The organism is Paenibacillus endophyticus (genome assembly GCF_014192395.1).
GTDB classification, from domain to species: Bacteria; Bacillota; Bacilli; order Paenibacillales; family Paenibacillaceae; genus Pristimantibacillus; species Pristimantibacillus endophyticus.
In genome coordinates this window covers 47275-54035 of sequence record NZ_JACHXW010000009.1, presented here as the reverse complement: position 1 = coordinate 54035, position 6761 = coordinate 47275, and the positions used below count along the sequence as shown (strand labels likewise).

Annotated in this window: 5 protein-coding genes; 4 read left to right on the top strand and 1 reads right to left on the bottom strand. The window is 50.8% G+C overall.

The annotated features are described in order from the left end of the window. Window positions 1-289: 289 nt before the first annotated feature. From FHS16_RS16060 to FHS16_RS16045, 4 genes are all read left to right on the top strand, one after another. The gene (locus tag FHS16_RS16060) at window positions 290-1006 is read left to right on the top strand and encodes a peptidylprolyl isomerase (RefSeq protein WP_183564382.1); all 717 of its coding nucleotides are present in this window, start codon (window positions 290-292) and stop codon (window positions 1004-1006) included. 226 nt (window positions 1007-1232) lie between these two features. Next, window positions 1233-1766: a DUF6143 family protein gene (locus FHS16_RS16055; protein ID WP_183564379.1), complete on the top strand. Its 534-nt coding sequence runs from the start codon at window positions 1233-1235 to the stop codon at window positions 1764-1766. Window positions 1767-1820: 54 nt separating this feature from the next. After that, window positions 1821-2402, top strand: coding sequence for a TetR/AcrR family transcriptional regulator (locus tag FHS16_RS16050; RefSeq protein ID WP_183564376.1), 582 nt, complete (start codon window positions 1821-1823; stop codon window positions 2400-2402). Between the two features lie 59 nt (window positions 2403-2461). Beyond that, window positions 2462-4291 (top strand): alpha/beta fold hydrolase, encoded by a 1830-nt coding sequence (locus FHS16_RS16045; RefSeq protein WP_183564373.1) that lies wholly within the window; start codon window positions 2462-2464, stop codon window positions 4289-4291. Between the two features lie 284 nt (window positions 4292-4575). Here FHS16_RS16045 and FHS16_RS16040 read toward each other — a convergent pair whose 3' ends face one another. Beyond that, window positions 4576-6753, bottom strand: coding sequence for an asparaginase domain-containing protein (locus FHS16_RS16040; RefSeq protein WP_183564370.1), 2178 nt, complete (start codon window positions 6751-6753; stop codon window positions 4576-4578). Window positions 6754-6761: the final 8 nt, after the last annotated feature.

Here is a 6761-nt window from a genome sequence, read left to right as displayed (position 1 = left end):
TTATACTTTCCTATATTTCAAGCGTAAACGGCTGTCGCCATCCTTTGGCGGCTAAGCTTACGTTTCGCGTAGAAATATAGAGAAAGTTGGCGAATTGGTATACTTTCCTATATTTCAAGCGTAAACGGCTGCAGCCGTCATCGGATGGCACAAGCCCGTTTCGCAGCACAATATAAGAAGCCATTTAAGTCATCTCACTAATGTATTCTTATATTTTTTTAAAAAAAGCGAATGTACGCAATCAGCATGATTCGAAGCTGGCATTCGCACATTTAAGGAGGATATGGAAATGTTGTTGAAAAACAAACGCTTTGGCATGATGCTGCTCCTTACTCTCGCATTGGTACTAGTAGCGGCAGGCTGCGGCGGAACGAAAGGCACGAATAACGGTACGACAACGGGATCAGACGGCGGGAATGCCGCTACCGCCACAAACCCGCCTACCGAAGCACCTGCTGAAGACGGCCCTGCGCTTCTTGGATCAGACAAGCACCCTGTCGTAACGATCCAGCTTAGCAATGACAAGATCATCAAGCTTGAGCTTTACCCGGAGGTTGCTCCGAATTCCGTGAACAACTTTATTTCTCTTATTAATAAAAGCTTTTATGATGGCGTTATATTCCACCGCGTTATCCCAGGCTTTATGATTCAGGGCGGCGATCCGGATGGAACGGGAATGGGCGGCCCTGGCTACAGCATACCCGGCGAATTCAACAGCAACGGCTTCGAAAACAAGCTAAAGCATACGCGCGGTATACTGTCCATGGCTCGCACGCAGGATCCGGATACCGGAGGCTCGCAATTTTTCATCATGGTCGCAGACGCGCCTTCGCTCGATAACGAGTATGCAGCCTTCGGCAAAGTAACAGAGGGCATGGAGGCGGTTGATGAGATCGTTAATCAAACGACCGGAGCAAACGATAAGCCGGAATCGCCAATTTCCATGAAAAAGGTGACGGTCGATATGCTCGGCATGACTTTCGAGGAACCAAAGAAAACGGAATAAAAACGAACGACTCTAAACGGGTACCCATAGCCAAGACACTAACTAAAGTGTTCAGGCTGTAGGTACCCGTTTCGTTTAAGCCGTCCTTTTTATAGTCCATGCCTCAACATTTCATTTCACGCCGCGGCCAAGCCCGTGTCGCATACCCCCTGAGCAGGGTGGAGGCATGTTACCGAAATTTCGTCATATGGTGAAGTATAAGTCCGCCGCAAAGGATTGGTGAATCATGTACGGTTATGGGCCTGCCAGCGTAGTCCATGTTGCGAATTCACTCACTCATTCGCTGCAAGGAAAATATTTCGTAGGAGAAACGGATCAATTGAATCCGACTGACGCCAACCGCACTTGGGGAGCGCTAGTCAACCCGCTGCATTCCGATGTTCATCTATACTTAGACCTGTATGTCCTTAGCAACTTATCGGATGACAAGCTCGTTTCACAAATATGCTTCTGTTCAAATCTGCCCTCACATGGCATGCAATCGCATGAGGTAGCATCGGCGAACCTCACCCTGCATCCCGCGCCGCTGCCGCTCGGGCAGATCCAATTCGGTAGCGGCCTCGACACTACTGCACTTGCCGCAACGCCTGTTTCCACTCGGGTAATCCCCTCTTATTCAAGCATATCCAGCGAAAAAGCCGGACACTGGATTATCGGACCCGGCAAGGCGATCTTATTCACACTAACGAGCGCAATGAACCACCCTGCGCCCGCGGTCATTTCGATCGGCTGGTGGGAAGAGCGGCATAACCTGTATTAGCCGTTCAATCTTCTCCATTGACACATTCATGATTAGTACTATATAGTACTAATCATGAATGCCAAACCAAAAAACGCTAACCGCGAAATCGCGCTGCAAGCTGCAACGACCCTATTCCTAAGCAAAGGCTATCTCGTCACAAGCATGGATGATATCGTCACGGAGAGCAAAGTTTCCAAAACGAATATCTATTATTATTTCAAAAGCAAAGAAGAGCTGCTCTCCGCTATAATCGAAAGGTTAACGTCCCGATACGAAGCCCTCATCGCCCATATCGCATCCAAGACGGAGCTGCCTGTCATGGAACGGCTTATGAGGTTGATGCAGGTGCTTATCGAGCAGGACATCGATTGTCTGGGGGGCTGTCCTTTCTTAACGCTCTACACACAGACGCCTCTTGATTCAGGAGCCGTCCGCAGCCAAATCAGCTTATTCTTCACGAAGCAGCTGGCCGTTCTGGAGCAGCTGCTTGCAGAAGGCAAAGAGACCAAAGAATTCAACGATAGTCTGCAGCCGCAGCAGACGGCTGCTTTAATCCTATCTACGATCGAAGGCGGACTTTTCCTGCAGCATGCCCAGCCAGAATCAAAAATAATGCAGCAATCGCTTCATACTTTAGCTTCCATGCTAAAGTAATTTTTTTAACCTAATTAGTACTGATTAGTACTAAATAATCGAAAAGGAGCTGAAACGCCATGGCCCATATATTCATCACCGGAGGGACCGGCTTTGTCGGCACTCAAATCATTAAGCAACTGGCAGCGAACGGTCATCAGATCTCCGCCTTAATGCGCTCGACTCAGCGGCTATCCGCACTCCATGACCAGTTGGACAAAGAGGCCTTCCGCTTGGTAACTGCCATAGTCGGAGATTTAACACAGCCTGGGCTAGGGATATCCAAGGCCGACCATCAAACCATACGCCAAGCCGACATTATTATTCATGCTGGAGGCTCGATGGATATTATGCTGGGCGAGCTGGAAGCCAAGCAGGTATTTCTAGATGCAGCCGATTTTTTGAGCCAGCTTGCCTCAGATGCCTACATAAACGGAAAGCTGCGGCATTTCATACATGTCGTCGGCTTCAAAAGTCCCGTTACCGATCAGAATATGGATAATCCCGCTGCCATCCAAAAGCTGCTTGAGCACGAATCCCCCTATGAACGCATGAAAATAAGGGCTGACCTTCATATTCGGGAACAAGCCAAGCTGAACGGTTATCCACTCTCCGTTGTCAACCCCAGCGTCGTCATCGGAGACTCCGCGACCGGCAATACCGAGCAAACAGGCGGACTCGGCATTCTCGTCGCTGCCGCTCGGCGGAAGCTAATGGGGACCGTTCCCGGAGGCGGCAGCTGTTGGCTCCCGCTCGTCCACGTCGACCACGCCGCAGCATTTATTACAGCCCTCGTCGACGAGCCGCAGCCCGTCAACGAAACGTACTACCTGTTAGACGAGCAAGGCAGCAGCCCTAACATGACCGAACTGATTCAAGGAATGAACAAGGAACTTCGCCTACGAGCGCCTATCGGTTCGATCTCCCTGCCCCTACTGAAAAGACTGTTGGGCGGCCCATTGGGAAGCAAGCTCGGCATCCCGCAGCAATCGCTTAGCTTCATTGTGAATGCAGATTTTCCCACAGAAGCGACAAAGCGCATGCAGCTCGCACACAAGCTGCACGCCTCAATAAATGCCGACATTCTCCCCTATATCGTAGCCGATCTCGATTATCGACTATCGCATAACGAATCTATCCATCCCGGCTTTTCGCGCGGAAAGCGCGGTCCGCTCGCTACGCTGGAGAAAAAGGGAAGCGGCAATCCGATACTGCTGCTGCCCGGCACCTTCAGCGGAGCAGATTGCTTCATGCCGCTCGCATTAGAGCTCCATGAGCGCCATATCTGGATCGCTGATTTGCCTGGCTTTGGACGCAGCCCCTATCATCACCATTCCGAGGGCGTCATTGAGGGCCATGTCCAATCGATTATAACAGCGATTACCGAGCATTCTCAGCCCATTACGCTAGTCGGACATTCTTACGGCGCCCTGCTGGCAGCGAAAGTGATGGAGGCTATCCCGGAACGCATTCAGTCCATGCATTTGCTGCAGCCCGCGCTGCATCCAACCTACGCACGATATCGGCTGCCCGGCATAAACCGGTTCATGCTCTCCAAGCTGTCCCGTCATGCTTTGAATCATTCACTCATTAATCAGGGCTGCTTCGAGTCTCATGAGCAAATCCCTGTCGGCTATACGAACTATATATTAGATGAGCTCAAGTCTCCGCGAGTACGGGCAACGCTAGCTGATACGTTGTCCGCTTTGACCAAGAGCGATACCTTCAAGCTCCAGCCAGCCAACTGGAATACCGTCCCAATCCACATCACTTGGGGCATTCTGGATCGCTATTACAAGTTGCCCCAAGCATACAGCCGTCTGCCCGTTATACAATTAGAGCGTGGTCATCATTTTCCAATTTCACATCCAGCCGAGACTGCAGCGCTGCTGCGCCAAGCCGGATTGTAATGTCCCCTATTCGTTCATGCAAGCGCAAACGGCTGAAGCCGTCCTCTGGCGGCTAAGCTTACGTTTCGCGTAGAAATATAGAGAAAGTATGGTGAAATGATATACTTTCCTATATTTTAAGAAGAAACGCCTGACGGCGTCCTTTCAATAGACGCCATCGTTTCAGCGAAACGCATAGAGAAAGTAGGAGCAAACCCATATCCTTTCCTATACGTCAAAAAAGACAGCTCCACAAGGTCTATTCAGACCTGAGGAGCCGTCTTCTCGCTAGCAGTGCTTATCCGCTATTGGCTTTCGAGCATATTCATAATAACGGTAATCGCATCCGCTCTCGAAGCGGTAGCTTTTGGCGCGAATACGTTGCCAGTCCGCCCTTGTATGATGCCTTTGTCGCTCACGGCTTTCACAGCGCTCATTGCCCAAGCAGGAATTTCCTTGTTGTCGGCAAAGCCTGTAATTGCATCTGGGTCTAGGGTTAGCTTCGATCCCTTGGCAATCATCGACACCATCTCCATCCGCAATATATTAGCGCTCGGACGGAATGTATCGTCCGGATACCCGCTAATAATACCCGCTTTAACCGCTTGTGCAACCGCATCTTTGGCCCAAGCCGCAATGCTCGCTTGATCGGCAAACGCAAGCGTCTCGCCTACGCCCTCCGCTTTCAATGCGCCCATTAGCATAACGGAGAACTCCGCACGCGTAACGGTATTGTTCGGCTTAAAAGTTCCATCCACATACCCTTTCACGATACCTGCAGCAACAGCCTTTTGAATAGCCGCTTCTGCCCAGTGTCCGGATACGTCTGTGAAGCTCGCTCCTATTTCATCTACCGCGAATACGGCAAACTTCGTGAAATGATCGGTTTTCACGGTAATGATGTTTCCACTCACCGTTCCGCCCATTTCTATCCACTGCTTCTTCGTCTCATCGTAGTAGAACACGGAGGCCTTCTTGCCTTCCTTAATGAGCGTCTTATCAAATTTAAAGGTTAATGTAGCTGGAATAATGAAATTGTCCGGAATGGATTTCATTATTTCGAATAGCGGAGATAACAGTTGGCTCGTTGAATCCACAATTCCGCCAGTGCCCGCCAACTTCGTGATGGACAGCTTCATTTGTTCCTTCGTCGCTCCGGCAGGTATAGTTACCGTTACGCTGTCATCAAGGCCTAGCGTACCCGAGCTTCCAGCGCCGATCGTAACCTCGCCCGAATTGGAGACGGCGCCAGAGCCGCCGTTATTCTCTTCTGGAGTTGTAGGCGTTGCAGCCACATCCACAGTAATATCCTGCGTGCCCACCGTCTCGAACCAACCCTTCACGGTTTTGAAATCATTCGAGAAGGCCAATGACAACATCAACATGATGCGTGCATGCTGCGGATTGAGGTTATCCCCGGCAATAATGCCGTTGCTGCCGCCCGTTATCGTACCGGAACCCGTTCTCGTTGTCGAAACGAACGTGACGCCATGATCTTTAATGGCTGCAGCACGCGCGGTGCTCATCTTGGACGAAATGCCCGCGGCGCCAGTACCCGCTGTAACGATGCCTTTTGCGCCTTCCTCAACCAATGCGCGAATCGCTCCGCCGCCTGCCTCTTGATAACTGTAAACAATTTCAACCTTCGGCAAGCTATCCTTCGAAATCGTTTTGAGATTAAACGGCGATTTCCAATCCGCTTCCCCAGCTTTTAACGCCCGAGCATTCATGCGGTAAATGCGTACCGCCGGATCGTCAACATAGCCAAGCGCGCCGAACATTGGCGTTTCAAACGTATCCATCCGGTGCGCGTTGCTTTTGGTTACCTCACGCGCCGCATGAATGACATCATTCAGCATGACAACCGTACCATACCATTTCGTCTTATTGCTTCCTGCAACCTTAATGGCTTGATAAAGGTTAGCGGGCCCATCCGTTCCGATGGCATCCCAAGGCCGCATCGCCCCCGTTACAACAACGGGTTTCTCGCTCTGCACGGTCAGATCAAGGAAATAAGCGATTTCCTCCATCGTATCCGTGCCTGTTGTCACAACCGCGCTGTCGTATATTTCTAGCGCCGCATCTACCGCTAGCGACAGATCATAAAGCTCTTTCATCGTGTACCCGCCCGATCCTTTGTTGCCGAATTGGAAGGTGGACACATCTGCAGTTTTATGTTTCGGAAGCTCTGCTACCATATTCGCTATCTTATAAGTGCCAGCAGCGTAATTTTGAAAATTGGCAGGGTCTTTGTCTCTCACCTGACCGGCAAGCGTGCCTCCTGTCGCCACAACAATGACATTGGGCAGCGCGGAAGCTTTATGCTCCGCAGACAAAGCCGGAATGTCGAAGGTCGGGAGCACCGGCGCTTCCTCCGCACGAGCTGAGCCAGCATAGCCGATCAGCAGCGTACTGAGGAGTGCCGCAATGAGGAGAGGAACAAAAATTTTCTTCGTTGTTTTCGAATGGTTTATTATGTTCATAACCGTAC

Bases quoted from the DNA above. Each gene is read 5' to 3' on its own strand.
- FHS16_RS16060 (WP_183564382.1), top strand. From the start codon at position 290: ATGTTGTTGAAAAACAAACGCTTTGGCATGATGCTGCTCCTTACTCTC.
- FHS16_RS16055 (WP_183564379.1), top strand. From the start codon at position 1,233: ATGTACGGTTATGGGCCTGCCAGCGTAGTCCATGTTGCGAATTCACTC.
- FHS16_RS16050 (WP_183564376.1), top strand. From the start codon at position 1,821: ATGAATGCCAAACCAAAAAACGCTAACCGCGAAATCGCGCTGCAAGCT.
- FHS16_RS16045 (WP_183564373.1), top strand. From the start codon at position 2,462: ATGGCCCATATATTCATCACCGGAGGGACCGGCTTTGTCGGCACTCAA.
- FHS16_RS16040 (WP_183564370.1), bottom strand. From the start codon at position 6,753: ATGAACATAATAAACCATTCGAAAACAACGAAGAAAATTTTTGTTCCT.